Annotated in this window: 28 protein-coding genes; 14 read left to right on the top strand and 14 right to left on the bottom strand. The window is 54.2% G+C overall.

Annotated elements, in window-relative coordinates; genetic code table 11:
- Positions 1-62: 62 nt before the first annotated feature.
- Entirely contained in the window at positions 63-848 is a 786-nt protein-coding gene (locus ACTF5M_RS01240; protein WP_438959296.1) for an inositol monophosphatase family protein, read from the top strand.
- Between the two features lie 29 nt (positions 849-877).
- Here the strand turns inward: ACTF5M_RS01240 and ACTF5M_RS01245 are convergent, their stop codons facing one another.
- Positions 878-1,621 (bottom strand): rhomboid family intramembrane serine protease, encoded by a 744-nt coding sequence (locus tag ACTF5M_RS01245; protein ID WP_438959297.1) that lies wholly within the window; start codon positions 1,619-1,621, stop codon positions 878-880.
- A 136-nt stretch (positions 1,622-1,757) separates the two neighbouring features.
- On the opposite strand from ACTF5M_RS01245, the gene ACTF5M_RS01250 reads away from it, so the two are divergent.
- The 9 genes from ACTF5M_RS01250 (at position 1,758) to ACTF5M_RS01290 (ending at position 10,482) form a co-directional block, all read left to right on the top strand.
- Positions 1,758-2,987, top strand: a complete 1,230-nt coding sequence (locus tag ACTF5M_RS01250) for an MFS transporter (RefSeq protein WP_438959332.1) — start codon at positions 1,758-1,760, stop codon at positions 2,985-2,987.
- Positions 2,988-3,031: 44 nt separating this feature from the next.
- A complete protein-coding gene (gene msrA, locus ACTF5M_RS01255; protein WP_438959298.1) occupies positions 3,032-3,682 on the top strand; it encodes a peptide-methionine (S)-S-oxide reductase MsrA in 651 nt (216 codons plus the stop codon).
- Complete coding sequence (locus ACTF5M_RS01260; protein ID WP_438959299.1) at positions 3,679-4,665, top strand: ester cyclase; 987 nt, start codon at positions 3,679-3,681, stop codon at positions 4,663-4,665. The genes msrA and ACTF5M_RS01260 overlap by 4 nt, the downstream gene beginning before the upstream one ends.
- Positions 4,666-4,855: 190 nt before the next feature.
- Complete coding sequence (locus ACTF5M_RS01265; RefSeq protein WP_438959300.1) at positions 4,856-5,602, top strand: SDR family NAD(P)-dependent oxidoreductase; 747 nt, start codon at positions 4,856-4,858, stop codon at positions 5,600-5,602.
- A 25-nt stretch (positions 5,603-5,627) separates the two neighbouring features.
- On the top strand, positions 5,628-6,635 hold the full coding sequence (locus ACTF5M_RS01270) for a LacI family DNA-binding transcriptional regulator (RefSeq protein WP_438959301.1): 1,008 nt from the start codon (positions 5,628-5,630) through the stop codon (positions 6,633-6,635).
- Positions 6,635-7,585, top strand: a complete 951-nt coding sequence (locus ACTF5M_RS01275) for a nuclear transport factor 2 family protein (protein ID WP_438959302.1) — start codon at positions 6,635-6,637, stop codon at positions 7,583-7,585. Before ACTF5M_RS01270 ends, ACTF5M_RS01275 begins: the two co-directional genes overlap by 1 nt.
- A 29-nt stretch (positions 7,586-7,614) precedes the next feature.
- Positions 7,615-8,574, top strand: coding sequence for a cupin domain-containing protein (locus tag ACTF5M_RS01280; RefSeq protein WP_438959303.1), 960 nt, complete (start codon positions 7,615-7,617; stop codon positions 8,572-8,574).
- 82 nt (positions 8,575-8,656) lie between these two features.
- On the top strand, positions 8,657-9,778 hold the full coding sequence (locus ACTF5M_RS01285; protein WP_438959304.1) for a cobalamin-independent methionine synthase II family protein: 1,122 nt from the start codon (positions 8,657-8,659) through the stop codon (positions 9,776-9,778).
- Positions 9,775-10,482, top strand: coding sequence for an alpha/beta fold hydrolase (locus ACTF5M_RS01290; RefSeq protein ID WP_438959305.1), 708 nt, complete (start codon positions 9,775-9,777; stop codon positions 10,480-10,482). The genes ACTF5M_RS01285 and ACTF5M_RS01290 overlap by 4 nt, the downstream gene beginning before the upstream one ends.
- Positions 10,483-10,492: 10 nt before the next feature.
- Here ACTF5M_RS01290 and ACTF5M_RS01295 read toward each other — a convergent pair whose 3' ends face one another.
- Complete coding sequence (locus tag ACTF5M_RS01295; RefSeq protein ID WP_438959306.1) at positions 10,493-11,071, bottom strand: DUF6151 family protein; 579 nt, start codon at positions 11,069-11,071, stop codon at positions 10,493-10,495.
- Positions 11,072-11,089: 18 nt separating this feature from the next.
- Positions 11,090-12,361 carry a polyhydroxyalkanoate depolymerase gene (phaZ, locus tag ACTF5M_RS01300; RefSeq protein ID WP_438959307.1) on the bottom strand — a complete coding sequence of 424 codons (1,272 nt, stop codon included), beginning with the start codon at positions 12,359-12,361 and terminating at the stop codon, positions 11,090-11,092.
- 121 nt (positions 12,362-12,482) lie between these two features.
- On the opposite strand from phaZ, the gene phaC reads away from it, so the two are divergent.
- The 4 genes from phaC to ACTF5M_RS01320 all read left to right on the top strand — a co-directional run bounded on the left by phaC (position 12,483) and on the right by ACTF5M_RS01320 (position 16,658).
- Positions 12,483-14,318, top strand: coding sequence for a class I poly(R)-hydroxyalkanoic acid synthase (gene phaC / locus ACTF5M_RS01305; RefSeq protein ID WP_438959308.1), 1,836 nt, complete (start codon positions 12,483-12,485; stop codon positions 14,316-14,318).
- A gap of 180 nt (positions 14,319-14,498) precedes the next feature.
- On the top strand, positions 14,499-14,936 hold the full coding sequence (locus tag ACTF5M_RS01310) for a phasin, PhaP (protein ID WP_438959309.1): 438 nt from the start codon (positions 14,499-14,501) through the stop codon (positions 14,934-14,936).
- Between the two features lie 213 nt (positions 14,937-15,149).
- Positions 15,150-15,704, top strand: a complete 555-nt coding sequence (gene phaR / locus ACTF5M_RS01315; RefSeq protein WP_438959310.1) for a polyhydroxyalkanoate synthesis repressor PhaR — start codon at positions 15,150-15,152, stop codon at positions 15,702-15,704.
- A 3-nt stretch (positions 15,705-15,707) separates the two neighbouring features.
- The gene (locus tag ACTF5M_RS01320) at positions 15,708-16,658 is read left to right on the top strand and encodes a LysR family transcriptional regulator (protein ID WP_438959311.1); all 951 of its coding nucleotides are present in this window, start codon (positions 15,708-15,710) and stop codon (positions 16,656-16,658) included.
- A 20-nt stretch (positions 16,659-16,678) separates the two neighbouring features.
- On the opposite strand, the gene ACTF5M_RS01325 is transcribed toward ACTF5M_RS01320, so the two are convergent.
- From ACTF5M_RS01325 to ACTF5M_RS01375, 11 genes are all read right to left on the bottom strand, one after another.
- On the bottom strand, positions 16,679-17,872 hold the full coding sequence (locus ACTF5M_RS01325) for a DegT/DnrJ/EryC1/StrS family aminotransferase (protein WP_438959312.1): 1,194 nt from the start codon (positions 17,870-17,872) through the stop codon (positions 16,679-16,681).
- A gap of 139 nt (positions 17,873-18,011) precedes the next feature.
- The gene (locus tag ACTF5M_RS01330) at positions 18,012-19,325 is read right to left on the bottom strand and encodes an NAD(P)/FAD-dependent oxidoreductase (RefSeq protein ID WP_438959313.1); all 1,314 of its coding nucleotides are present in this window, start codon (positions 19,323-19,325) and stop codon (positions 18,012-18,014) included.
- 5 nt (positions 19,326-19,330) lie between these two features.
- Complete coding sequence (locus tag ACTF5M_RS01335) at positions 19,331-20,683, bottom strand: glutamine synthetase family protein (protein ID WP_438959314.1); 1,353 nt, start codon at positions 20,681-20,683, stop codon at positions 19,331-19,333.
- Positions 20,680-21,363, bottom strand: a complete 684-nt coding sequence (locus ACTF5M_RS01340) for a type 1 glutamine amidotransferase (RefSeq protein ID WP_438959315.1) — start codon at positions 21,361-21,363, stop codon at positions 20,680-20,682. The genes ACTF5M_RS01335 and ACTF5M_RS01340 overlap by 4 nt, the downstream gene beginning before the upstream one ends.
- Before the next feature lie 44 nt (positions 21,364-21,407).
- On the bottom strand, positions 21,408-22,214 hold the full coding sequence (locus ACTF5M_RS01345) for an ABC transporter permease (protein WP_438959316.1): 807 nt from the start codon (positions 22,212-22,214) through the stop codon (positions 21,408-21,410).
- Positions 22,214-23,095: an ABC transporter permease gene (locus ACTF5M_RS01350; RefSeq protein ID WP_438959333.1), complete on the bottom strand. Its 882-nt coding sequence runs from the start codon at positions 23,093-23,095 to the stop codon at positions 22,214-22,216. The genes ACTF5M_RS01345 and ACTF5M_RS01350 overlap by 1 nt, the downstream gene beginning before the upstream one ends.
- Positions 23,096-23,202: 107 nt before the next feature.
- Positions 23,203-23,928: a transporter substrate-binding domain-containing protein gene (locus ACTF5M_RS01355; RefSeq protein ID WP_438959317.1), complete on the bottom strand. Its 726-nt coding sequence runs from the start codon at positions 23,926-23,928 to the stop codon at positions 23,203-23,205.
- Positions 23,929-23,968: 40 nt separating this feature from the next.
- Complete coding sequence (locus ACTF5M_RS01360) at positions 23,969-24,739, bottom strand: ABC transporter ATP-binding protein (RefSeq protein WP_143081985.1); 771 nt, start codon at positions 24,737-24,739, stop codon at positions 23,969-23,971.
- A gap of 116 nt (positions 24,740-24,855) precedes the next feature.
- Positions 24,856-25,290 carry a TerB family tellurite resistance protein gene (locus ACTF5M_RS01365; protein ID WP_438959318.1) on the bottom strand — a complete coding sequence of 145 codons (435 nt, stop codon included), beginning with the start codon at positions 25,288-25,290 and terminating at the stop codon, positions 24,856-24,858.
- 58 nt (positions 25,291-25,348) lie between these two features.
- Entirely contained in the window at positions 25,349-25,642 is a 294-nt protein-coding gene (locus ACTF5M_RS01370; protein ID WP_438959319.1) for a DUF1330 domain-containing protein, read from the bottom strand.
- Between the two features lie 42 nt (positions 25,643-25,684).
- The gene (locus ACTF5M_RS01375) at positions 25,685-26,548 is read right to left on the bottom strand and encodes a PhzF family phenazine biosynthesis protein (protein ID WP_438959320.1); all 864 of its coding nucleotides are present in this window, start codon (positions 26,546-26,548) and stop codon (positions 25,685-25,687) included.

Here is a 26,548-nt window from a genome sequence, read left to right on the forward strand (position 1 = left end):
CTCCTTGCGTGATGGTGGATGACGTTCTATAGCCGCGGCTTGAGCTTTATAGGAGTTGAGCCATGCAGGGCAGTGCCAATCTTAATGTAATGATAAAAACTGCCCGAAAAGCGGGCCGCGCGCTTTTGAAGGATTTTGGAGAGGTCGAACAGCTCCAAGTCAGCGTCAAAGGGGCGGGCGATTTTGTGACGCGCGCTGATCTGAACGCAGAACAAATCATTCGCGAAGAACTTGTGGAAGCGCGTCCGACCTATGGTTTCTTGGGCGAAGAGAGCGCCGAGACCGAAGGGCAGGACCCAACCCGCCGCTGGATCGTCGACCCGCTTGATGGCACGACAAATTTTTTGCATGGCCTGCCGCACTGGGCTGTTTCAATTGCGCTTGAGCATAAGGGCGTGGTTGTTGCCGGCGTCATTTACGATCCGGTGAAAGATGAATGTTTCTTTGCTGAAAAGGGACAGGGTGCTTGGCTGAACGAAAGCCGTATTCGGGTGTCTGGACGCAACCGTTTGATCGAATCAGTTTTTGCAACTGGTTTGCCTTGGGCGGGTCGCGCAGATCTTCCACAGACACTCCAAGACTTGGGTCGTTTGTTGCCTGCAACATCCGGTGTGCGCCGCTTTGGTGCGGCCTCGCTTGATTTGGCTTATGTGGCGGCTGGCCGCTATGAGGGTTTTTGGGAGCGCCGCCTTAAGCCGTGGGACATTGCTGCGGGCTTGATCATCGTGACTGAGGGTGGCGGCATGATTGACGCTGTAACAGCAGGTGACGACATCATCGGCAGCGGCACAGTGGTTGCCGCAAACAACGAAATCTTCGACAACTTCGCCAAAGTCATCCGCTCTTAAGGCACGTGCCTGAAGTTTGACCGCTAGGCTTATCTGTGCCGGGTTACGCGCGGGACGTTGCTGCGCGCGTATGTGTATTGCGCTTCTGGGTGGGGCGGCTGCATCTGCCGTACCCGCCAGAATGCAGGCCCACCGTTTTTGACCCAGTAGGGCACAGTCGCGGCCATCCCGATTATAAAGCCCCCCGCGTGCGCCCAGTAGGCAACGCCCGCGCCAGCAGGCGCAGTGATCCCGCTAAAGAGTTGAAATGCAAACCACAGCCCCAGCATGATCCACGCGGGTACGGGGATGACTTTGAAGATGATCACCAAGATCAACAAAATATCCACCCGCGCCTTGGGGTAGAGGAGCAAGTATCCCCCCATCACAGCGGCAATTGCCCCTGATGCGCCGACAGTGGGAATTGTGCTTAGTGGATCAGAAATAACATGTGCGAGACCCGCGCCCACACCGCACGCCAGATAGAAAACAGCAAAGCCAAAATGGCCAAATGCGTCTTCCATGTTGTCGCCAAAGATGAACAAAAAAAGCATGTTTCCAGCCAAATGCATCAGGCCACCATGTAAAAACATGGACGTCACCAACCCCGCAACGTCCAAGCCACCCGTTACCTGATGTGGGATCAGCGACCACTCCATATAAAGTCGCGTCAGCGCGCGAGGGTCATCCATGATCGACCAATAACTTAGGAAAATGCCGATGTTCAGTGCCATCAACGTGTAGGTCACGAATGGCACGCGGCCTGACGGGTTATGATCGCGGATTGGAAACATACTCGCAAAGGTGATCTGCGCCTATGCATTGGTCAAGGGCAACAGCGTGCTCGGCGGACATATACTACCGTGAGAACACATAAGCGCGGCACAAGGTGGCTTCCTTTTGATGCGGGTTCGGCGTATCGCAATGCGTATGAAATACATTCAACTCTCCGAAGCCAAGACCCTGCCGGTTTGGCGCCAGCCTGTTGCTCTGCTGTTTTTGATGGCGGCCGCGATGCCAATTGCCTTTTCCACATGGTCCGCACTTCTTAATAACTTTGTGATTGAGGTCGCGGGTTTTGACGGCAGTGACATTGGCTGGCTTCACACGGTGCGGGAAATTCCTGGCTTTTTTGCAATCGGGGTCATCGCCGTTTTGATGGTGATGCGTGAGCAGGTTTTGAAAATTGTGTCATTGGTTTTGCTGGGCGTTGCCACAGCTTTGACTGCAAAGTTTCCCTACATGGGCGGTATTTTGACCCTTACAATGCTAAGCAGCATTGGCTTTCATTACTATGAGACCGTGAACCAATCGCTTCAGTTGCAGTGGATCGATAAGGCGCGTGCGCCACAAACATTGGGCTGGATCATCGGCGCAGGGTCTGCGGCCACATTGTCTGTCTACATCGGTCTGCAGTTTTTGTGGGAGCCGCTCGGCCTGAGTTATAACGCAGTCTATATGACAGGCGGTTTGATCACGGCGTGCCTCGCGATTTTTGCGTATTTTGCCTATCCACAGTTTGAAAGCCCCAACCCACAGCGCAAGGAGTTCGTTTTGCGCAAACGGTACTGGCTATATTATGCGTTGCAGTTCATGTCCGGCGCGCGCCGTCAGATTTTTGTGGTTTTCGCAGCGTTCATGATGGTTGAGCGTTTTGGCTACAAAGTGGACGAGATCACAGGGCTTTTGATGATTACTTTGGTAGCGAACATGGTTTTCGCGCCGATGATCGGCAAGGTTGTCGCAGTCTTCGGCGAGCGCCGCGCATTGGCAGTTGAATATGTGGGACTGTTCGTGGTCTTCGTGGCGTATTCTGGCATTTATTACTTGGGCTGGGGCGTTGTTTTGGCGGCGTCACTTTACGTGGTAAACCATCTGTTTTTTAGCCTTGCGCTGGCGATTAAAACATATTTTCAGAAAATCGCTGATCCCGCAGATATCGCGCCCACGGCGGCTGTAGCGTTCACCATCAACCACATCGCAGCGGTCTTTTTGCCTGCTCTGTTGGGATATGTATGGCTGACATCACCGGGGCTGGTGTTTATCTTGGCGGCGGGCATGGCTGCTTTGTCGCTTGGCTTGTCCCTGTTGATCCCGCGTCACCCAACACCTGGCAACGAAACTGTGTTTAGCCGCGTGCTGGCCGAACCGGCGACCTGATCCTATATCACTGACCAAAGAAGCTGCGGAACGGAGTTTTTGCGATGATGTTATTTCAAAGAAAAAAGATGCAGATGGTAAGTGCGCAAAATGCGCTTGTGGGGCGCGCTGATCCTATTGCAACGGCTGCGACGCATTTCGTGTCGGGCCGTGATCTGACGATGGAGGTTCCGACAGGCATGGAAGTGGTGCAGTTTGGCATGGGCTGTTTTTGGGGCGTTGAGCGGATTTTTTGGCAACTTGAAGGCGTATGGCTGACGATGGTTGGCTACGCTGCGGGTTACACACCGAACGCCACATATGATGAGGTCTGCACCGGCAAGACAGGGCACAACGAAGTGGTGCGGGTCGTTTATGATCCGGCGGTTATCTCGTTCCAAGAATTGCTTGTGGCTTTCTGGGAAGGACATGATCCTACCCAAGGTATGCGACAGGGTAATGATCTTGGCACGCAGTACCGCTCGGGAATTTATTGCAGCACCGAGGCGCAAATGGTTGCGGCGTTACAAAGTAAATCTGCCTATCAAGAGCACCTCGATGCGGCGGGTTTTCCAGCGGTCACCACTGAAATTCTTGAGGCACAAACGTTCTACTTTGCGGAAGATTATCATCAGCAATATCTGGCGAAAAATCCGGCTGGGTATTGCGGGATCGGCGGAACCGGCGTTAGCTGCCCTGCGGGACTTGATGCATGATTAACGTTTTTGATGTTCTGCAGGGGTGCTCGCTTGCGGCAGCTCAGGCTGAAGTAAATGCGAAATTTGCACCAGGCGCCACAGTGCATCTGGCCTATCCGTTTGAAACGATGCCGGTCGCTGATTTTACCGCGGCTGACGGGGCAGTTGGTGACGGTTCCTCAAAAGGGGGACCGTTAAGCGCGCTCTACACTGCGTTTCCCGATCTTGAGCGTCGTCCGTTCATCAAAATGCAGGGCGTCGATACCCATGGTCAAACATGGATTGGCCACTGCGGCCATTACGCGGGTAAATTTGCGGCACCCTTCTTGGACATCCCGCCCACGGCGCGCCTTGCGACAATGCGGTTTCACGAGTTCTTTCGCGTTGAAGGCGATCAGATCGTTGAAATGCAGGCGCTTTGGGACATTCCCGAACTAATGATGCAGGCCGGTGCGTGGCCGATGTCGCCCAGCTTGGGCCGCGAGATGACGGTTTTTGGACCGTCAACTTGTGACGGTCTGCGCATTGAAGGGGATGGTACTGCGGCATCTGCGGTGGTGGGTGATATGTTGCATCACCTAAGTTTTAACAACGACGGCGAAGATGCGATGCGGCTTCCTGCGTTTTGGGATCCGCGCTGTAGCTGGTACGGGCCAGCGGGCATTGGGACTGCGCGCGGGATCGAAGGTTTTCGCAAGCACCATCAAATACCGTTTTTGAATGCGATGCCTGATCGCAAGGGTGAGGTCGAAAAGGGGCATTATTTTGCGCAAGGCGACTATGTTGCTTTCACTGCATGGCCCGGTATGGATATGACGCTTGATGGCAGTGGATGGCTTGGAATTGCACCATCGGGCAAGCGTATCACTATGCGCAGTCTTGATTTCTGGCGGGTGAAAGACGGTCTTATTCGTGAAAACTGGGTGCTTGTTGATTTGCTAGATGCCTACGCTCAGCTTGGCGTGGATGTTCTGGCGCGGATGCGTGAATTAACCCGCTAAGGAAGCGCGCCTCAAAAGTATCACGGTGAAAGTGGTGGTGTTAAACGAATGGCGCTGCCATATCCGCGTTCCGGCTAAGAAATCTCATCACATCTCTCGACATTTAAGGTGATCACCCTAAGGGGATTGTCAGGTGTAAATCTTGGGCGTAGGGTAATCTTGCAAACCTATGCAAGAGTGAGTCTGAGCCATGATCCCCAACACCCCGTCGTTCCGTCTTGATGGCAAACGTGCACTGGTTACTGGCGCATCGCGTGGTATCGGTCTGGGCTGTGCTGCCGCTTTGGCACAAGCAGGAGCGCATGTGGTCATGGCTGCGCGCGGCATTGCCGAGTTGCAGTCTGCCACAGATGAAATGGCCGCTCAGGGCCTTTCTGTTGAGGCAGTTCAGCTTGATGTGACGGACCTTGAAGCGGTGCGTAATGTGCTGAAAACACCTGTTGATGTTGTGTGTAATTCCGCCGGTATGGCGCGTCACGGTCCCGCGATTGATGCGCGCTCTGAAGATTTTGATGCAGTGTCAGAAATTAATTTCAAAGCGGCTTATTTTCTCGCGCAAGAAGCGGCCAAAGGCATGCAGAACGGTGGTTCGATCATTCAGATCAGCAGCCAAATGGGTCACGTCGGCGGGATGGAACGTGCTGTATATTGCGGCACAAAACACGCCGTTGAGGGCATGACCAAGGCGATGGCCATCGAATGGGGGCCGCGCAACATTCGCGTGAACACCATTTGTCCGACGTTTATTCGCACACCGTTGACCGAAGCCACTTTTGAAGATCCAGCAAAGCGCGCGTGGATCGAAGAAAAGATTAAACTGCCCCGTGTGGCCGAGATCGAAGATATTATGGGAGCTGTGGTGTTTTTGGCCACGGACGCCAGTGCGATGGTCACTGGAACGTCTATTTTAGTGGATGGTGGCTGGACTGCGGGATGATGTATGTGCGCCAACATGGTGCCCAATGAAGGGTAAGGTCACCTCGTTTGATGTGGCGCAGCGGGCGGGTGTGAGCCAGTCTGCGGTCAGCCGCGTTTTCAGTGGTGCCAGCGCCAGCAAGGCCACCCAAGACAAAGTACGCAGCGCGGCTGATGCCCTTGGATACCGGCCCAATAGGTTGGCGCGCGGGTTAATTACAGGGCGCTCAAAGATCATTGGGTTGGTCGTGGCTTACCTTGATAATCAGTTTTATCCAGATGCGCTTGAGCGGCTGAGTAATGTGCTCAAAGAGCAAGGTTACCACATCCTGATATTTACGACCAAAGGCCGCGGCGAAGAGGTCAAACAGACTTTTGATCAGTTAATGGATTATCAGGTGGACGGCATCATCGCCGCAAGTGTGGGCATCAGTGACGAGCTGACCAATAAATGCGCTGCTGCTGGTATTCCACTGGTCCTTTTTAACCGTGGTCACCGGGGCGGTGCATTGGCTCAGGTCACCAGCGACAACCTTCAAGGTGCGGCCAAGATTGGGTCGTTTCTGGCTAAAGGCGGGCATCGGCGGATCGGTCATATTTCGGGCTGGATGGGCTCGATCACGGGCCAAGATCGCGCGCAAGGCTTTGCAATTGGGCTACAAGCGGCGGGATCAGAACTGGTGCATCAGATTGATGGGATGTACCGCCGCGATACTGCGGCTGAGGCGGCAGAAACTCTGGTGAGTGAGCAGGGTTGCGACGCAATTTTTGTGGGTAATGATCACATGGCATTCGCGGTGATGGATCATTTGCGCGGCGCAATGAAGATATCTGTGCCAAATGATGTTTCAATCGTCGGATATGATGACGTGTCTATGGCGGCTTGGGGGGCATATGAGCTGACGACCCTTCGTCAGCCCGTAAACCGTATGGTTCATGCAACCGTCGACACTCTTTTAGCGATGATTGAGGACGCAGATGCCTCAGCAGATCAGATTACAATTGATGGACCCCTCGTGGTCAGAACTTCAGCCAAAGTACCAAAGGAAAACTGATGCGCGGCTTCGACAATAAGTTCAAAGATTTCCCTGATTATATCATCGGCATTACCAAAGAGGTCTGGGAAGATCGCGGCTTGGGCGAAGCGATGGAGCGCTATTACCACCCTGATGTCTACGTCCGGATGCCCGGTGTGTTTGCGCGTGGTGAAAAGGGTGCGACTGCAGCGACGATGGCAACGCTGGTTCAGTTTCCCGATCGTACTTTGCTGGGAGAAGACGTAATTTGGTCTGGTACGCCGGAGCGAGGGATGTTGTCGTCTCACCGGATCCGCTCAACGGCGACGCATCTTGGGGATGGGGCATTTGGCGCGCCAACGGGCCGCAAGGTGGTTAGCCTTGCGCTGGCAGACTGTTTTGCCCAAGACAACATGATTTCTGACGAATGGCTGATCCGCGATAATGGCGGCATTGTACGTCAACTTGGCTATGACCCACGGGAATTTGCAGCCGAGCGTTTGGACGAGATGACGCCGTTCACCCCTGCGATTGACGAAGACGGCCCCTACCTTGGGCGCGGCAACGACAATGACTGGGGCGCTAAGACCGCCAGTCTTATCGAGCGAATGATGCACGCAGAATTCAGCGTGATCAGTCGTGAATATGACCGCGGCGCACAGCTTGAATACGCGGGCAACAAGAAAGGTCACAGCCACGAGTTTGCCGATGCATTCTGGCTTGGGCTTCGCTCTGCGTTCCCTTCTGCAGAATTCAAACTGAACCACGTTATCGGTCGCGAAGACCTAATGATGCCGCCACGTGCCGCTGTGCGTTGGTCACTGGACGGCAATCACGACGGATGGGGTATGTTCGGAAAACCCACGGGTGCGCCGGTCCACGTGATGGGGATTACCCACGTGGAATACGGGCCTTGGGGCCTGCGCCGCGAGTGGACGCTGATTGATGAAGTCGCCATTTGGGCGCAAATTTTGAAACACCAAGGCTGAGCCAGCCACCATACTACGGGAAGACCACCATGACTTATTTGTCAGATCGCATCGTTCGCTACGGTGAACTTAAACCCTGCAGGACAGCATTTATTGATGCGCATACGCCGGGTTCTGATCAAAAAGAGAACTTCACAATCATTGGGGGCGGCGTGTCTGAAAGCGCCGACCAGCACGTCCATATTTCTGATCAGATCGGCTTTAACATTGGTGCTGCGGGACAGCCGCCTAAGTGCCGCAACTCTCTGCACAGCCACCGCACTGCTGAGGTTTTCTTTGTCCTTAAAGGTAAGTGGCGCTTTTTCTGGGGCCGTTGGGGTGATGCAGGCGAAGTCACTTTGGAAGCGGGCGATATCTTCAATATTCCAACAGGTATGTTCCGCGGGTTTGAAAACATCGGTGATGACTACGGTATGATTATGGCCATCTTGGGCGGCGATGATGCAGGCGGCGGCGTGATCTGGGCGCCGCAAGTTATTGAAGATGCGGGTGCGCACGGTTTGATTCTGGGCGACAACGGACGTCTTTATGACACCAAAAAAGGGGAAACCTTGCCTGATGGGGTTGTTCCGATGCCGGTGCTGAGTGATGCGGAATTGGCTGCATTCCCTGAACCTACTACGTCTGAGGTCGTGCCGGGATACGTGGCGCGGTATTACGACATGCTTGCGTTGGCGGATAAACAGCCCGCGCGCGTTATCGGTGAGCACGGGATGCTGGTTGATAAGCCCGGCTTTCATGTGGACATGATTGGCCGCGGTTCCTTACCAGATGCGGGATACACCACCGACAAGCATGAGGTGCTTATGGGCATGACCGGCCATTGGAAGGTGAATGTCGAAGGCTTTGAAACGGTTCTGTCCCCGGGGGATACTTTTGCTATTCCCCCCAACAAAGCACGCATCATTACACCTGCGATGACAGGCGAGGCGGCACTTTACCGTGTGAGTGCTACGGATGACGCTGCCGGCCTTACTTGGCGCCAGTAAAATGATTGGCCTTGCCGGACTATCGGGTTGAGGGCAGGGCCAAAATGCCTAGTGTAGCGTTGAATAATTTTGGGGATATCAGATGGTTAAAACAACGCACGTAGGCTCACTTCCGCGGGTTCAAGAAGTGGTGGATTTCATTTTCGCCCGTGAAAAAGAGCAGCCATACGATCAAGCCGCATTTGACAGCTGCATGACAAAGGCAGTCGATGATGTGGTTGCGCGCCAAGTGGCCGCAGGCGTTGATATCGTCAGTGATGGTGAAACGTCCAAGATCAGCTATGCGACCTACGTCAAAGACCGCTACACTGGTTTTGACGGTGACAGCCCCCGCAATGCGCCTGCTGATTTGAAGCTGTTCCCCAAGTTTCTTGAGCGGCAAGCCCAAGGTGGCGGTACCCCTACATATAACCGCCCCATGTGTGTGGGCGAGGTGAAGGCCAAGCCTGTTGATGATCTGGCCAAAGATATCGCAAACCTGAAAGCCGCGATGCAAAAGCACGGCGCGTCTGAGGGCTTTATGAATGCCGCGTCCCCCGGTGTGATCAGCCTCTTTCTGCAAAACGATTACTACCCCACGCGCGAGGCCTATTTGGCAGCACTCGCGGATGTAATGCGTGCCGAGTACCGCGCGATTGTCGACGCGGGCCTGTACCTACAGCTTGATTGCCCGGATCTGGCTTTGTCGCGCCACATGCTGTTCCAAGACCTGACTGATGCGGAGTTTTTGAAAATCGCTGCGGGGCACGTTGAGGCGCTGAACCACGCCCTTGAAGGGATCGACCCGTCGCGTGTCCGCGTCCATATTTGTTGGGGCAATTACGAGGGACCACACGTATGCGACATTGATATGGACAAGGTCTTCAGCACGCTCATGTCGGTCGGTGCTGATCAATTGCTCTTTGAAACATCGAACCCGCGTCACGCCCACGAATGGACAGTGTTCCGCGATCGCGTCTCTGAAATCCCTGATAGCAAAATCTTGGTGCCAGGTGTTGTAGACACGACGACAAACTTTGTTGAGCACCCCCAGCTGGTCGCGGAACGCATTGCCAAGTTTACCAATATCGTCGGGGCAGACCGTGTGATCGCTGGTAGTGACTGCGGCTTTGGCACATTTGCAGGCTTTGGAGCCGTTGATCCGGACATTGCATATGCAAAACTTGGTTCACTAAGTGAAGGAGCCAATTTGGAAAGCGCATGAGCGAACCAATTGTATTTTTACCCGGTATGATGTGTGACGCGCGGCTTTTTGGGCCGCAGTTGGCGGCGATGTCGTCAACACATGCTGTGATGGTTGCCCCCATCACGCAAGGCGAGCGGGTTGAGGATATCGCAGGTGCGCTTCTCGATCTGTTGCCGCGCCGGTTTGCATTGGCTGGCTTGTCGATGGGGGGCATCGTAGCGATGGAGTTGATGCGCCGCGCGCCTGAGCGGATCACACGGCTCTGCCTGCTTGACACGAACCCGCTTGCTGAAACGCCCCAAGTTGCTGCAATGCGCGAGCCGCAGATTGTTGCGGCGAAAACCGGTCGTTTGCTTGAGGTCATGCGCGACGAAATGAAGCCCAATTATCTGGCACCGGGTCCTGCACGCCAAGATGTACTTGATCTGGTGATGGAAATGGCGCGGACCCTTGGGCCTGATGTGTTCATCCGTCAGTCCCGCGCGCTACAGCGCCGTCGCGACCAGCAAGGCACTCTGCGCCGTGTAAATGTGCCGACCATGGTCATTTGCGGTGAACATGATGCGCTGTGTCCTGTGCGACGCCACACGTTTATGGCCGAGCTGATCGTAAACGCGCGGCTTCACGTGCTGGAAAACGCGGGCCATTTGCCCACGCTCGAGACACCTGATGAGGTCATTGACCTGCTCTATGACTGGATGAATATGCCTACAGCAGCCTAAGCCGCCCGCGTTACCTTGGTTGGTAAGCGGCGGTGCGTTCGTCTGTGGTAAGGGTGTAGGGTGGTGCAACGGGTTCCATCGTGGATGCGTCGAAAAAGGGCGTGTCACGCCACCTTCCTGAGATACGCTCACGGGCCATGCGGCCAATCATGCGGCTCAGCATTCCGACCATATTCTTATGCGTGGTTTTTCCACCCTTTTTGACGAAGCCTTGTGCGCGCACCGGGCCAAGCGCTTCGTGGTTATCGACGTTGCTGGCAATAACTCCCACCACGGGCAGCTTCGGGCTGGCCATGGTGTTATACATCGGTGTGTCGCAGCATTTCGCATACCAGCGCAGCAGCCCACCGGATTTATAAAGCCGCAGGACACTCAGGTTCTCACCACCCGATAGGATTTTCAGGTTTGATGGGCTGGTTTGATAAAGATCAATCGCCGTATCTTTGGGGTCGTGTACGCCGTGGTGGTTGTTTGTGGCGTGGCAATCATCGCAATCACACGAGGCATGAAAGCCGTGTTGCGGTCCCACATTTAACAGTTTTGCCGAAAGCGCACCGCAGCTGCAGCTTAGCGTTACATCAGTAGCCATGAATGACCCCGTTTAAAGTCAAGCTGCAGTGTTCGAGTTTGCAGCGTCAGTACTCGTTGTTCGTGCGTTGCTGGCCATAAAATCGATAACCAACGGACGGATATTTTCGCGCCATTTGCGGCCTGCAAAGATGCCATAGTGACCCGCGCCCGGCTCCAAATGGCTAGCCTTTTTCGTATCGGGGAGGCCAGTCAACAAATCGAGAGCAGCAAGACATTGCCCAGGCCCTGAAATGTCGTCGTTCTCGCCTTCTACGATTTTGACGGCAACATCGGTGATCTTGCTGATATCTACTTTCTTGCCGTTCACCGTGAAGCAATTACGGGCGATTTCGCGTTCTTTGAAAATGCGTTCAACTGTTGAAAGGTAGAATTCAGCGGTCATGTCCATGACAGCAAGGTATTCGTCATAAAATACGTTGTGCTTGTCGTGATCACCGGCCTCATCGCGGGCAACGCGGGCGATTTGATCCCCGAATGCTGTTGCGTGTTTTTCAAGGTTCATCGAGATGAACGACGAAAGCTGCAGCAAACCGGGGTATACTTTGCGCCCAACACCTTTGTATTTAAAACCGACCCGTTGGATCATTGTCTCATGCAACTGTCCCATTGAGACCGAGTGGCCAAAGTCTGTCACATCAGTTGGGTTAGCATCTGGATCCACCGGCCCGCCGATCAAAGTCAGGCTGGCTGGCTGCGCGTCAGGGTTTTCTTCCGCAAGATAAGCCGTTGCCGCAAGCGCAAGCGGTACGGGCTGACACACTGCAACCACGTGTGTTTCTGGCCCAAGTTCGCGCATGAAGTCTGTCAGATAGAGCGTGTAGTCTTCCACATCGAACTTACCCGCGCTGACGGGAATGTCGCGGGCGTTGTGCCAATCTGTGATGTAGACCTCGCAATCGGGCAGCAGGCTCAAAACGGTTGATCGTAGCAATGTTGCATAGTGGCCGGACATTGGCGCGGCGAGCAGCACTTTGTGGCGCTTCTTTTTGCGGCCCGGAATATGAAAGTGCAGCAGATCACCAAAATCGCGCGCCATGACGACGCGTGGTTCAACCAGACGGTCTTGGCCTTTTGCGTTGGTGAAATGCGCGATGTCCCAGTCAGGTTTGACGGTCATGCGCGAAAAACTGCGCTCTGTGACTTCGCCCCATGCACGGACCCAGTCCAGCATCGGGTTGGGCATGGCGGCCGTTGCAGGGTAGGATGTAAGGGCACGCGCGGATGCACCAAGCCACTGGTTGGTGTTTCGAACCGTCTCCATCCAGTCATACATTGCCATATATTTCATGTTCGTCTCCTGCATCGGTTCACGCGTGCGCTACGTTGCTGTATGGTAACACATAGTGGGGCTGCTTTGGGAACAAAGCATGTGTTATGCTGCGACTGCACGGTATGGGGCTCAGATCGATATGACAACCAAAGAATCTTCTATCAGCGGGGGTCCTTCTGAAACAATCGATCGACCAAATGACCTTTTGGTTGGTGAGCACTCAGCAAAACTTGCGCAAAACCTATCGAAAGTCGAAGAATTGTCCAAACGGCTCACTGCTGCAATGCAGCAAAAGCGGCAGGTAAATCCCTCGCTTGAGGGTCCAGGCCAAGACTTGATGTTGAAGGCCGCCGCTAGTTTTTGGAGCGAGGCGGTCCGTGATCCATCAAAACTGTTTGAACAGCAGATTGCCTTTTGGGGCAAATCGATGGCGCATTTCGTTGAGGCGCAGAATGCGCTGGCGGCAGGAAAGCTTGAAGCACCAGCCGATGAGACCCCCTCCGACAGCCGGTTCTCAAACCCGCTGTGGCAGAGCCATCCGTATTTTAACTTCATCAAGCAGCAATACATGATGAATGCACAAGCGATGTCTGATGCGGTTGACGCGTTGGACGGGTTGGCCTCCGAAGATCGCAAGCGCGTCTCATATTTCACCCAGCAAATTGTGGATATGATGGCGCCCACAAACTTTTTGCAGACCAACCCAGATGCGCTTGAGCGTGCGGTGGAAACCGACGGTGCCTCGCTGGTGCAGGGGCTGGAAAATCTGGTGCGTGATATTGAGGCAAACGATGGCGATCTTCTGATCACGCTTGCGGATAAAAATGCGTTCACCGTTGGTGAAAACCTCGGAACATCCCAAGGTAAGGTGGTTTTCCGTAATTACATGTTTGAGCTGATCCAATACACGCCGACCACAGACGAGGTTCACCAGACGCCGCTGATCATCTTCCCGCCTTGGATCAACAAATTTTATATTCTCGACCTGAAAGAGCAAAACAGCCTGATCAAATGGATCGTCGATCAAGGGTTTACGCTGTTCGTTGTCTCATGGGTGAACCCAGATGACAGCTATGCGGACGTTGGGATGGAGGCGTATGTAGAGAGCGGGTACTTGACAGCGATTGAGCAGGTTAAGCAAATTTGTGATGTCAAATCGGTCAATGCTGTCGGGTACTGTATTGCGGGGACCACGCTGTCGCTGACTTTGTCATTGCTAAAAAAGCGCGGCGATACGTCGGTGAACGCGGCCAGTTTTTTCACGACCCTCACGGATTTTTCTGATCGCGGTGAGGTGGGTGTTTTCCTCAACGATGATTTTGTTGACGGTATTGAATACCAGTGCAGCCAAGATGGGATTTTGGACAGCTATTATATGTCCCGCACGTTCAGCTATCTGCGTTCGAACGATCTCATCTATCGCCCGGCGATCCGCAGTTACATGCTGGGCGAGGCCCCGCCCGCGTTCGATTTGCTTTTTTGGAACGGCGACAGCACCAACCTTCCTGGTAAGATGGCGATCCAGTATTTGCGCGGCCTGTGCCAGCGCGATGAGTTTGCCTCAACCGGGTTTGAACTGTTGGGCGAAACCCTTCACATTAGCGATGTGACGGTCCCCGTTTGCGCCATTGCTTGTGAGACCGATCATATTGCTGCGTGGAAATCCAGCTATGCCGGCATCCAGAAGATGAGCAGCACAGACAAAACTTTCATTCTGTCCCAGTCAGGACATATCGCGGGCATCATCAATCCGGTGAGCCGCAACAAATATGGACACTACCTAAACCCTGACATGTCAGGCACTGCTGACGCGTGGCAAGAGGCGGCCGAGTTTACGCCTAAATCATCGTGGTGGCCGACGTGGGGCGATTGGTTGGCAACTCGTTCCGCCAAGAAATGTAAGGCGCGTATGCCTGGTGATGCGACTCACAAAGTGATTTGTGACGCGCCAGGGACATATGTGCTGCCAAAATAGTTTACGCATCTCAAGCCCGCCTTGCGGCTGCGTTTCGCTAGATCTTTGATTGTTAACCTCTTTTTCGCTCAATGCTGCACGGCAGAAAAATCTTGATTTGCTGCGATGCAGCGTGTATCAATGTTGCAGACGCAGAAAGCAGCAGGGTTGTCTTGCTGGCGAATTTAAGAGGTATGACCAATGGCACAAGATTTCACAGCCGCAATGAAAGACATGATGGGCGCATTCCCTGTGGATACATCCGCACTGACAGACGCGTTCAAAACGCATGCTTCATTGTCTGAAAAACTCTCCGCAGTTGCATTGAGTGCAGCAGACCAATCTTCCGAGATTTCTGCGAAATGGACCAAAGAAACGCTGACTAAGCTTTCTGGTGTTACCAAAGCACAAGCTGAGCCTGCTGATTACGCAAAAGCGATGACAGATTTCGCCTCTGCTTCTGCAGAAGCTTCTGCTGAATACATGGCAGCTTTCGCAGAAGTTGCGAAAAAAGTTCAGATGGAAACAGTTGATTTGGTTTTGGCCGCTGGCAAAGACATGTCTGACGAGACAACAGCAGCGGTTAAAAAAGCGACTGCTGATGCGACTGCGGCAACGAAAAAAGCCACATCTAAATAAATAGCCCCTTAGGCTCATCCGCGTCATTCCTCCCAATTACTGACACGGATACAAAAGAGCGGGTGCCGGTATTGGCGCCCGCTTTTTCTTTGCGGTATGTTCCTTGTACCGTCTGTGCTGCGCCGCAGCTTTGAACGATCACAAGATCTCTTTCCTTTTTTGCTGCGCGCGCATAGGCTTATCCCCAATGCACCATCTTGGGAGGATTGTCGCGTGGCTGAAGAAAAATCGACATTGCTAATTAAGCGCTACGCAAGCCGCAGGCTCTATAATACCGAGACCAGCGATTACGTGACCCTTGAAGATATCGCGAGCTTCATTCGTGCAGGCCGCGAAGTTCAGATTGTCGATTTGAAATCAGGCGATGATTTAACCCGTCAGTATCTGCTCCAGATTATCGCAGATCACGAAAGCCGCGGTGAAAGCGTTTTGCCTGTTGGTGTGCTCAATGATTTGGTGCGTAGCTATACGACCCAGACCGCCAGTGTTGTTCCGCAGTTTTTGCAGATGTCGTTTGATATGCTTCGCGACGGACAATCAAAAGTTGTCGATAGCATGAGCACAATCAATCCAATGGCCAAAATGCCCGGATTTGAGGCGATGCAAGCCCAACAAGAAGCCTTCATGAAGGCAATGACCAGCGGCATGACTGGATTTGCGGCACCACCATCTGCGAAGGACGAGGTCTCCGCGCCAAAAGGCGAAGACTTAAGCGATATCAAAAAGCAACTGGCAGAGCTGCAAGATAAACTTTCAAAACTGTCCTAGTCCATGCGCGCATCCCAAGACCGTTTCACCCTTTGGGGCATCGAAGTATTTTTGGCTACTGTCGAGGAGGCAAGCATCAGTGCGGCCGCGCGCAGGCTTGGCACATCTCCGGCCACGGTTAGTCAGCAGTTGACCAACCTTGAAAGCGCCATCGGGGTGACGCTTTTGAACCGCTCGCTTCGCCCTGTGCTGCCAACCCCTGCCGGTGAGACGTTCCGACTGCGCGCTCAAAACATTGTTAACGAAGTAACCCAAGCACGAAGTGAACTGGCTCTCGATGGGCAAGCGTTGACCAGCTTTCGCCTTGGGATGATAGAGGATTTTGACGCGGATGTGACGCCGCGCCTTCTGTCTGGCATGGCCAATGATCTGAAAGGGTGTCAGTTCTTGTTAGAGACTGGTGCGTCGCACCGTCTGTTTGATCTGCTGGACGCCCGCGCGCTGGATATTGTCGTGGCTGCAGATGTTGGTGCATCCGGCGAGTGGATGGATGTGCACCCATTGATGAGAGAAGACTTCATCGTCGCCGTCCCCAGAGGCCAGCCCACAGACGCGGACGCGCTGAAGAAAATGCCGCTGATTCAATACACACAGCGCCATCATATGGGCCGCTCGATCACGGCTCATTTGGCGCGGCAGCGGCTAAACCTTGGACATCAGTTTGAACTCGATAGCTATCACGCGATCATGGCAATGGTGGCTGCAGGGCAGGGTTGGACCATTTTTACGCCGCTTGGGTGGTTGCGTGCGGACCGGTTCCGTGAGCAGGTTGATGTGGCCCCGCTGCCCTTTGGCGCGCTTAGCCGGACAATCAGCCTGACGGCGCGACGCGGTATTTTGCGCGATATGCCTGAACAAACGGCAGCGCGCCTCAAAGGCCATCTTAATGAGATGATCGTGAAGCCCGCATCACAGCGGCACCCTTGGCTTAAGGATGCGCTGACCATTTTGTAGCGCGCGTCACTGTTACGTGGCTAATTCAACTCGCTACTAGGCAACGACTTTAGCAAAATTTCTGCGATCATGTCGCAGTCTTGCGGTGTCAGGCGGGCTGGCAACCTAACATCACAAGCGCGCATCAGCATCGCGCGGGTTTTGGGTAGCTCTGGGGTGTCATCCAAAAACTGCCAGTTCCAAAATGCCCGCGCGTTATCCGTTGACATGCCAAAGACCTGCACTTTGATGCCTTGTGCGTCTGCGCGGTGTATAAAGTCGGTGACCGCAGCATCAGTCATATCGGTCAGATTGAATTGGATGCTGTCAGGGGCGCGGTTTTCGGGGTCAAGCTTTTCGGGCACTGTTACATTGGGATGGCGATTAAGCTGTGTGGCTAGCCGGTCATGATTGCGCCGCCCGTCCGCAACACGCCGCGCAATTTCCGGCAGTTGCGCGCGCACGATTGCCGCAGACATATTGGACAGCCGCAAATTATAAAGCGGCAGTTTGTTTTGCCATTTTTCCACGGCTTCAGCGGCGATGCCGTGTTTCTCCCAAGCGTGTTCATAGGCACCGGACATGATTGTGGCGCGCGCAACCAAGTCAGCATCGTCAGTAATTAAAATGCCGCCCTCACCGGCATTAAGGAGCTTGTAGGATTGAAACGAAAAGCATCCGATCCGTCCCAATGTACCGATATTTTTGCCGTGCCATGTCGTACCCAGCGAATGTGCGGCATCCTCTATAACTGGGATATCTCGCGCATCACAAAGACGCATAATGGCGTCCATGTCAGAGGTGTGACCACGCATATGGCTGATGATGACGGCGCTGATATCTTGTTCAAGCTTGGCTGAAAAATCGTTCAGATCAATCCGGTAGTTTTCACCGACTTCACAAAGGACTGAAACACATTCCGCGTGCACCACAGATGACGGCACCGCTGCGAATGTGAAAGCAGGAATAAGAACCCGCGCATCACGCGGCAGGTCTAGGGCCTTAAGGGACAGAAATAATGCTGCTGAACATGATGAAACCGCCAGCGCGTACGTACTTCCAAGCTGTGCGGCAAACTCTTGTTCGAGCAGAGTGACGGGTGCGTTCTGGGACGTATAGCGGAACAGATCACCCGAGCTAAGAAGCCGCTCGATTTCATCGCGAACAGCGGCGGGGATGGGTTCAGCTGCGTGAAGGTCAGAGGGCACTTTGGTAGGCTGAGCTTGATCTAGCATTTTTATACTTTCCGAAAGATACTTTCTGTAATTATAAAATACTAAAACTGATCGGTCCATGAAAATTGAGCGCCGCGGCAATTGGACCGATGCGTGTTGGTGTCTTGGACGTGTGTCAGAAGATTGGCGGGCTGTGCGCTTAGTGAAAAAGCCTGTCTTTCAGCACCATCCACCGCATTGCGGCGTTGGTAATTAGACCGCCAAGAACGGCGCCGCCTGGAAGTGCGGGCGACGGAAGGCTTTGCAGCATGTCAAACTCACCGGTATTGCCGCGCATCGCTTTCACACAGGCTCGACCTGCAAAAGTGGCAAGCACAAGCCCGTGCCCTGAGTAGCCGCCCGCGCTGTAATGCCCTTCCGCGACTCGGCCTACAAATGGTAAACGTGTTGCGGTAACGGCGAGGGTGCCGCCCCATGTGTGGCTAAATTTGATATCAGATAGTTGTGGATAAATTTCAGACAGCTGCTTTCTGACGCGTGGCTCAATCTCGCCAAAGCGTTTGCCGTAGTTTTCTCCGCCCCCAAAAATAAGCCGTCCGTCACGTGATTGCCAAAAGTAATTCAGCACGAACTTGCTGTCATACACAGCCATTGGTTTCTTAATGGGTGCGCGCGCGCCAAGAGGCTCGGTTGCGGCGATATAATTGTTGATGGGTAATACGCGGGCGGCGGTTTTGCGACTTAGATGCGCGCCGTAGCCATTGGTAGCTTGCAAGATGAACTTTGCCGAAACAGTGCCAGACTCTGTGCGCACGGTGTGGGGTGATCGGGCGGAATTGTGACCAGTGCCGACATCAATTTTATGAACTGTGGACCGTTCAAACATCCGAACGCCTGCCGCATCGCACGCCCGCGCAAGCCCGAAGGCGTAGCGAAGCGGGTGGCAGTAGCCCGCATCCATATCTAGGGCTGCGCCTGCGTAGGCTGTTGTTCCGATATGGGCCTCAACCTGTGCTGCGTCGCACATGGTGGTGTCATATCCAAATCGTGCGTGCATTAATTCGGCTTCTTGAGCAAGCTCGTCAGCTTTTTGCGCAGTAACGGCCGCTTGTAGCAAGCCTGCGGTGTAGTCAGCGTCAGGCGCGTGTTCGGCAAGCAGTGAACGGGTAAATTTTTTGGCGTCCTCGGTCATGGCCCAAAGTGCATCGGCGCGTTGTTTGCCAAATGCTTTGTCGAGCACGCTAACATCCCAATTAAAGCCCGTTCCAACTTGTCCGCCATTTCGCCCCGATGCGCCCCATCCCACACGGTGGGCGTCAATAACAATGACCGACATGCCAGCTTTGGCCGCGTGAAGTGCAGCAGACAGACCCGTGTAGCCCGCGCCAATGATGCACAGATCAGCGCGATGATCTCCGCGCAAAACAGGGTGCGGGGCAGGGGCCTCAGCAGTTGCTGCGTACCAGCTTTCGGGCATCACACCCTGTGCTTCGTTTGCAAAAAGCCAGTTCATTCAGGTTATACGTTGAGCAAAAGATGCTCACGCTCCCAAGGGCTGATTTGCTGCAAAAACTCTTCGTATTCCGTACGCTTTACGATGGAGTACACCCGCGCAAATTCAGGGTGAAGAATGTCTTTGAGCCGCTCTGCACTATCGAAAAGTTCAAGTGCCGCGAACAGGCCACGGGGGATGTCTTCATCCGCGTCATAGGCATCACCGCGGTATTCAGGGCGTGGCGCGCGCGCTTCTTCAAGGCCCATCAACCCACACGCCAAAGAGGCGGCAACCGCAAGGTAGGGGTTACAATCCATGCCCGCCAACCTGTTTTCAACTCGCCGTGCAGCAGCATCGCTGATGGGCACACGGATGCCCGTTGTGCGGTTATCACGGGCCCATTCCAGATTGATTGGCGCGGCCAGATCTTTGACGTACCGACGATAGCTGTTCACGTAGGGGGCCAGTACGGCGATGGTTGAAGGCACGTGGTTTTGCAGCCCTGCAATGAAATGGTAGAAGGCGTCGGTCTCAGCGCCATCAGCGGCTGAGAATATGTTGTTGCCGTCTTGATCAAGGGCCGAGTGGTGGATGTGCATCGCACTGCCGGGCTCGCCCTCGATTGGTTTGGCCATGAAGGTTGCAAAGCAGTCGTGCTTCAGGGCTGCTTCGCGGATCAGACGTTTGAAGTAGAACACTTCATCGGCAAGTTTGACCGGATCGCCGTGGCGCAAGTTAATCTCTAGCTGCCCTGCGCCGCCCTCTTGGGTGATGCCGTCAATCTCAAATCCTTGCGCTTCGGCGAAATCGTAAATGTCATCAATCACCGGGCCATATTCATCGACTGCTGACATTGAGTACGCTTGGCGTGCGGCGGCTGGCCTGCCGCTGCGGCCCATCATCGGCTCAATCGGGTTGGCGGGATTGGTGTTGCGACCGACCAGATAGAATTCCATCTCAGGAGCAACAACAGGGGTCAAGCCGCGTGCGTGATAGGCGGCGACAACCCGTTTCAGTACGTTGCGCGGTGCCATTGGCACAGGCTCGCCCTCGCGGGTGACTGCATCATGGATGACTTGTAGGGTCCAATCACCAGTCCAAGGGGCGGCGGTGGCAGTGCTCATGTCGGGCACAAGGGTCATGTCCGGCTCGATCCAGCCTTCAGGGCCTGCGGCCTCACCCCAACCACCGGCGATAGTCTGAAAGAAGATCGAATTGGGCAAAAAGAACTGGGATTGTTTTGCGAATTTCTTTGCGGGAACGGCTTTGCCGCGCGCGATACCGGATAAGTCACCGATGATGCATTCCACTTCATCAAGGCGGTTTTCGCCCAAGTAGTCGTTGAACGGTGTGGGAAGGTTTGCAGTCCATGTCATGGTGCGTTGTCTTTCAAAAAATGCGATAGCATTCGTGCGACGACCCATTCATCATTTGGGGTATCCACATGTGCTTGGGCCTGCTCAATCAAAGCCGTCGGATACTGCGGATCGCTCCCGCGGGCGGCCAGATAATCATGCAGCACGGCGTTGGTAATTTCAGGATGCGCCTGCGTTGTTAGAATTCGGGCCCCATAGCGCAGGGCTGCGTTCTCACAAAAAGACGACGTGGCCACAACTTTGGCTGTTTCAGGGCGTGTGACGACTTGATCTTGATGCCACGCGTTGAACGACAGGGACGTGCCTTCAAAATCATACGTGTGGCGGCCAACGGCCCAACCGCCTGCAAATTTCTCAACTCTACCGCCCAAGGCCTGCGCGATGATCTGGTGCCCAAAACAGATCCCCACCATGGGGCGATCGCTTTGATCTACTGCGCGGATGAATTCTTTGAGCGGTGGGATAAAAGAATGATCCTCATAGGCGCCATGTTTGGACCCTGTGACCAGCCAACCATCCGCAGTTAAATGATCCTCGGGCCACTCATCATCGACAACATTGAAAGTCGTGAAGCTGAACCCCTCACCATCAAACATACGTGTGAACAGGGCGTCAAAGTCGCCATGGTTTGCGTTGACCAAGTCAGGGGTGTGACCGCATTGCAAAATACCGATGTGCATCGCGTGGTGTCCTTTGACAGCGAAAATAGGGCGATGATCCGTGCTTAGCGGATGATCTGTGGACGCAACCGAAGTTTGGGGCGCGCCTGTGACGGAAGGTGGCGATTAAGTCGTTTGTTGGCAATGCCAAAGACGCCAATAATCAACAGGGTCACAAGAATGAAATACATTGCCAAGATCGGGTAGGGTACAAACGGGTTGAACGTTTTGTCGGCAAAGTAGCTGGCGTAATACAGCGCGTCTCCGCGTTGTTGGCGCGCAGGAAATCCGGTGAAGAAAATCAATGTAGTTGAGTGAAACAGAAAGATCGCTTCGTTGGTGTACGCAGGCCACGCAAGGCGCAACATGGTGGGGAAAACGATCCGCTTGAACCGTGGCCAGCCGCTCATCCCATACGCGTCTGCGGCCTCTGTATCGCCTTTGGGGATTGATTTCAGTGCTCCGTAAAATATCTCGGCTGAGTAGGCAGAGGTATTGCAAAAGAGCACGATCAACGCACCAAGCCACGCTGCCGAAAGGCTTTCAAACATCGGATGGATCGGTTTGAGCGACAAAAAGACGAAGTATCCGAAAAAGAACTGAATAAAGAGCGGTGATCCGCGAAATACGAAAATGAACCATTCGGAGGGTTTGCGCAAAAGCGCCCTTGGGCTGTCTTTTCCCATGGCAAGAGCGACCGCGAAACAAAAGCCAAACATCAGGGCGAACAAGCCAAAATAGATGTTCCAGATCATGCCTGAACCGATCAGCGTAAACTGTTGGCACAACGTAAAATCACTACGTGGCAAAAGCCGCTCGCCGTACCCAATGGCGCGCAGACCGTAATCAAGGATAGTTTGGGTGCAACTCATCACGCGGCCTTTCTTTGGGCTTCACCAGCGGCTGTGGCCTGTCCATGGGTCAAGCGCGCCATGACGCGGTCAAGGACCACTTCAGAGACTTTGGTGAAGGCCAAATAAAAGACGAGCAGCGCTAAGAAATACCACATCCGCCAATCGCCGTGGGGGTAATCTGTGAAGCGCGGGTTTTTCGTACCGCCTAGTTCGCGCGCCCAATAGACAATGTCCTCAACGCCCAGCAAAAACAAAAGTGGCGTCGCTTTGATCAGTACCATCCAGAGGTTTGATAGGCCGGGCAGGGCAAACACCCACATTTGCGGCACCAAGATGCGCCAGAAGGTTTGGCGCTTGCTCATGCCGTATGCCGCAGCCGTTTCGAGTTGCGCGGCCGGTACTGCACGCATCGCGCCGAACAAAACGTTGCCCGCGAAGGCCCCGAAAACAATGGCAAACGTCAGCACTGCAACAAAAAAGCCGTAGACCTCATGGACCCACTGCGGTGCGTTGCCTTGTGGCAGTTTGGCCTCGGCGCAGACGACAAAATCGTTGCCTTGGCGGATTGCGTCTGTCCAATCGGGGCACAGGACTTGGTGGCGAGCCCATTCAAACCCTTGGTCCAGTGCGATCACAAAAAAGAGGAAAAACGCAATGTCAGGCACGCCGCGCACCAGCGCCATGTATGTTTTGCCAAACCATCTCAGTGGCGTAAAAGATGATCGCGCGGCTGCCGCACCGCCAAAACCAAACATCAAAGCAGCGGGTGCCGTAATTGCCAGTAGCAAAAGAACCGTGCCCACGGACCAGTAAAGCGACATGTGCTTGCCGGTGGTCAGGTAACACGCCATCCAGCGCCAGTCAGCCAACAGGCTGGGGTCTGAGCAAAATTCAAAGATGGCGAGCCTCTGTGGGTTATGGCCGAAATGTTGGCGGTTTGGGGTGGTCACCACATATCAAAAGGGGCGCTTGTGTGCCAAGCGCCCCTTCGGGATGTTTTGACCGCTTAGAAAGGAGCGGATTCAGGCAGCCACTTTGCGATCAGTACGTTCAGTGAACCGTCCGCCTTCATGCTTTCGATTGCCGCGGAGAACTTCTCTTTCAGCTCTGTATCGCTTTCACGGATACCCATGCCGATGCCGCCGCCAAGCAATACGTCATCACCAACCATTTGCAGGTCTGCATCTTCAGCTGCGATTGGCTCAAGGAATGCACGGTCTGCAAGGACGGCATCTGCTTCGCCTGATTTCACGGCTGCAACTGTTTCTTCTGGTGTTGCGAACTCGAGAAGTGTCGCGCCCATTGAGGCAACGTAGCCCGCTTGGATTGTACCAGTTTGCGCAGCGATTACGCCACCTGCCAGATCAACGTCAGCAGATGCTGCTACGAATGAAGAGGGATCGGGCTGTGTGTAAGGTGTTGTGAAATCGATAACTTCGTCACGCTCGGCTGTGATGGACATGCCTGCGATGATTGCGTCGTAGTTGCCAGACACGAGGTTCGGGATAATGCTGTCCCACTCGTTTGTGACCCACTCGCATGTCAGCTCAGCGCGTGCGCACAGCTCATCGCCTACTTCACGCTCAAAGCCATCAACTTCGCCTGCGTCATTGAGGAAGTTGTAGGGAGGGTAGGCGCCCTCGGTTCCCAAACGAACCACAGAGTGGCTACCTGCCAGTGCTGCACCTGCGGTGATTGCAAGCAAAGCGGTTGCTGTAATTAGTGTCTTCATGAGGTTTCTCCCTTGTCTCATTAAGTCAGTACTGGTGTTGTTATGCGCTGCCAGCAGAAAGAAATTGCTGCAAACGCTCGGATTTTGGCGCGCCAAACAACTCGTCAGGTGCGCCTTCTTCTTCGATCAGCCCTTGGTGCAAAAACACAACGTGATCAGATACATCGCGGGCAAGGTTCATGTCATGGGTGACGATCAGCATCGTGCGCCCCTCAGCGGCAAGGTCTTTGATCACGCGGATCACTTCTTGCTCAAGCTCTGGGTCAAGGGCGGACGTCGGCTCGTCAAACAGCAGGGCCTTTGGCTCCATGCAAAGGGCACGCGCGATGGCAGCACGCTGTTGCTGGCCACCCGAAAGCTGTGCGGGATACACATCGCATTTGTCCCCAATGCCCACTTTTTCGAGATATTTGCGCGCAGAGGCTTCAACTTCTGACTTGGCTCGCCCCAAAACAGTAACAGGCGCTTCCATGACATTTTCAAGAATTGTCATATGGGCCCACAGATTAAACTGTTGGAATACCATGCACAGGTTAGTGCGGATATGGCGAACCTGAGCTGCATCAGAGGGACGGCGGGCTTGGGCTGTGCCGCGCCAATTGACTGGATCGCCTTCGAAAATCACATCGCCCTGCTGGCTGTCTTCGAGCAGGTTCGCACAGCGCAAAAGCGTGGACTTGCCGGAACCAGATGAGCCGATGAGCGAGACAACATCCCCACGTTCCGCGCGGATACCGACCCCTTTGAGAACCTCAAGCTCTCCGTAGGATTTGTGCAAATCCTTCAATTCGATGACAGTGTCGGTGGTCACAGCTATCCCTGCAAATGTTAGCGCTTTAATACACTTCGATTCTACAGAAATTGCAATGGTATGCGCCAAACTTGACCCAGCGGAACTTGGCGCCGCTGCGGCTATTTTTGGCTTTCCTAGGTGCTGACCCTTTGGCGCGCCAGATTGCTGTCGATATCTGAGACACCAAGGAACGACACGACCATGCGCAAAAGCGCATCTTCTTCGTCGTCACGCTCACCATCCGCCAATGCAACGGTCCACAGCGCTTCGACGACTGCGATGCGGTCCTCATAGGCGACTGCATCTTTGATAGCGCGGGTAAAGCGCACTGTGTCGGGCGCTTCTTTTTCCAACTCCTCGGCCTGCAGTTTTAGGCTTTGAGCATCGCTGCCAGACAGCCCGTAGCGGGCCTGAATGATCGAAACGATGCGCTGTTGTTCTGCAAGCGCGTAATCCCCATCAGATTTGGCAAGCCGGACCAGCAATCCCGTCAGGGCAAGCCGCGCGTCCGTATCCGCAAGCTGGGAGGGTTTATCGGCTGTGAGGCGGTTTAGAAGTTGTGCAAACATATTCAGTATTTATGCTTTTAAAAAGGGCTTTCAAGTGGCGTGCCGAACTGCGCGGCGTCTAGCCGTCATACCCTTCGACGATAACCATATCGGTCAATGCGATTGGCTCTCGCAGGGCTTTGGCGGCTTGATATTCCGCGCTGTTGTAGCAAGCGTAGGCAGCCTCAATACTTGGGAATTCAATGACGACGGTGCGTGAGCGCGCAGTCCCTTCTTCAAGGGTTTGCTTGCCGCCTCGCACGACGAAACGCGCGCCAAATTCTGCAAATGGGGCTGCGTTTGCGGCCTTGTAGGCTTCATAACCTTCAGGGTCTGAGACATCTCCGTGTGCAATCCAGTATCCTTTGGGCATGTATTTCTCCGATTTGTGGGGGGGGATAAATAGGTGGGCTGATTAGGCGGAAGGAACGGTAATTTGCCCTTTTGAGATTGGCACGGCGCTGCCTGCGATGCGCACCGCAGTCAGTACGCCGTTGGCTAAATCTGCTTCAAATTGGATCTCGCTTGGCCGTCCCATGGAAATGCCTTGGGTCAATTGCAGTTTGGTTGTGCCGTCTTTGTTCAGCGCGCCGTTTTGCAAAAGCTGACTAGCCAGAATTGCGCTTGCGCTGCCTGTTGCAGGATCTTCGGGAATACCGGCGGTGGGGGAAAACATTCGCGCATTGGAACTTGGTGTATAGAGATACGCATTGTCCACCTGACAGGCTTGTATCAGTTGATCCCATGCGGGCTCGAGTGGGCGGGCTTGTTGCAACGCGGCCTCATTCACCACGGGAATATAGAGAAAACGCGGCCCGCCTTCGTGCACGCCCGCTGTGTGCGGGCCAATTTGCGTGGTGGTCAGGCCCAAAGCGGAGGCCGCTAATTGAGTATCGACTGCAATATTGCAGTCAAAAGGCACAACTGGCGCGGTAAATTGTGCTGTGGCGTTGGTAACTGTGACGGGTACAAGCCCGGCAACTTCCTCAAGCACCACATGATCCAACCCACGCTTTTGGGCCAGATGCAGCGCACAGCCAATGGTGGGATGACCTGCAAAAGGGATTTCGGCGGTTGGGAAAAAGATCCGGACCTTAGCCGTGTTCGCAGTATCGTCTGGCGTTTGCACAAAGATGGTTTCTGACAAGTTGAATTCACGAGCAATTGTTTGCATCTGCGCTGTGCTCAGATCGTCTGCACCCTCAACAATGGCCAATGGGTTGCCACTGAACGGGCGCTGCGTGAATACGTCGTAGGTCGTGAAGTCGAGAGTAAGCAT

Origin of the sequence: Nereida sp. (assembly GCF_965655635.1) — a bacterium.
Classification (GTDB): Bacteria; Pseudomonadota; Alphaproteobacteria; order Rhodobacterales; family Rhodobacteraceae; genus Nereida.

Coding starts and splice junctions, on each gene's coding strand:
- ACTF5M_RS01250 (WP_438959332.1), top strand. CDS start 1,758: ATGAAATACATTCAACTCTCCGAAGCCAAGACCCTGCCGGTTTGGCGC.
- ACTF5M_RS01325 (WP_438959312.1), bottom strand. CDS start 17,872: ATGCTAGATCAAGCTCAGCCTACCAAAGTGCCCTCTGACCTTCACGCA.
- ACTF5M_RS01245 (WP_438959297.1), bottom strand. CDS start 1,621: ATGTTTCCAATCCGCGATCATAACCCGTCAGGCCGCGTGCCATTCGTG.
- ACTF5M_RS01280 (WP_438959303.1), top strand. CDS start 7,615: ATGACTTATTTGTCAGATCGCATCGTTCGCTACGGTGAACTTAAACCC.
- ACTF5M_RS01365 (WP_438959318.1), bottom strand. CDS start 25,290: ATGTTTGCACAACTTCTAAACCGCCTCACAGCCGATAAACCCTCCCAG.
- ACTF5M_RS01375 (WP_438959320.1), bottom strand. CDS start 26,548: ATGCTTACTCTCGACTTCACGACCTACGACGTATTCACGCAGCGCCCG.
- ACTF5M_RS01290 (WP_438959305.1), top strand. CDS start 9,775: ATGAGCGAACCAATTGTATTTTTACCCGGTATGATGTGTGACGCGCGG.
- ACTF5M_RS01240 (WP_438959296.1), top strand. CDS start 63: ATGCAGGGCAGTGCCAATCTTAATGTAATGATAAAAACTGCCCGAAAA.
- ACTF5M_RS01320 (WP_438959311.1), top strand. CDS start 15,708: ATGCGCGCATCCCAAGACCGTTTCACCCTTTGGGGCATCGAAGTATTT.
- ACTF5M_RS01275 (WP_438959302.1), top strand. CDS start 6,635: ATGCGCGGCTTCGACAATAAGTTCAAAGATTTCCCTGATTATATCATC.
- ACTF5M_RS01260 (WP_438959299.1), top strand. CDS start 3,679: ATGATTAACGTTTTTGATGTTCTGCAGGGGTGCTCGCTTGCGGCAGCT.
- ACTF5M_RS01345 (WP_438959316.1), bottom strand. CDS start 22,214: ATGAGTTGCACCCAAACTATCCTTGATTACGGTCTGCGCGCCATTGGG.
- ACTF5M_RS01355 (WP_438959317.1), bottom strand. CDS start 23,928: ATGAAGACACTAATTACAGCAACCGCTTTGCTTGCAATCACCGCAGGT.
- msrA (WP_438959298.1), top strand. CDS start 3,032: ATGATGTTATTTCAAAGAAAAAAGATGCAGATGGTAAGTGCGCAAAAT.
- ACTF5M_RS01330 (WP_438959313.1), bottom strand. CDS start 19,325: ATGAACTGGCTTTTTGCAAACGAAGCACAGGGTGTGATGCCCGAAAGC.
- phaZ (WP_438959307.1), bottom strand. CDS start 12,361: ATGAAATATATGGCAATGTATGACTGGATGGAGACGGTTCGAAACACC.
- ACTF5M_RS01335 (WP_438959314.1), bottom strand. CDS start 20,683: ATGACATGGACTGCAAACCTTCCCACACCGTTCAACGACTACTTGGGC.
- ACTF5M_RS01370 (WP_438959319.1), bottom strand. CDS start 25,642: ATGCCCAAAGGATACTGGATTGCACACGGAGATGTCTCAGACCCTGAA.
- ACTF5M_RS01340 (WP_438959315.1), bottom strand. CDS start 21,363: ATGCACATCGGTATTTTGCAATGCGGTCACACCCCTGACTTGGTCAAC.
- ACTF5M_RS01270 (WP_438959301.1), top strand. CDS start 5,628: ATGAAGGGTAAGGTCACCTCGTTTGATGTGGCGCAGCGGGCGGGTGTG.
- ACTF5M_RS01285 (WP_438959304.1), top strand. CDS start 8,657: ATGGTTAAAACAACGCACGTAGGCTCACTTCCGCGGGTTCAAGAAGTG.
- phaC (WP_438959308.1), top strand. CDS start 12,483: ATGACAACCAAAGAATCTTCTATCAGCGGGGGTCCTTCTGAAACAATC.
- ACTF5M_RS01265 (WP_438959300.1), top strand. CDS start 4,856: ATGATCCCCAACACCCCGTCGTTCCGTCTTGATGGCAAACGTGCACTG.
- ACTF5M_RS01310 (WP_438959309.1), top strand. CDS start 14,499: ATGGCACAAGATTTCACAGCCGCAATGAAAGACATGATGGGCGCATTC.
- ACTF5M_RS01295 (WP_438959306.1), bottom strand. CDS start 11,071: ATGGCTACTGATGTAACGCTAAGCTGCAGCTGCGGTGCGCTTTCGGCA.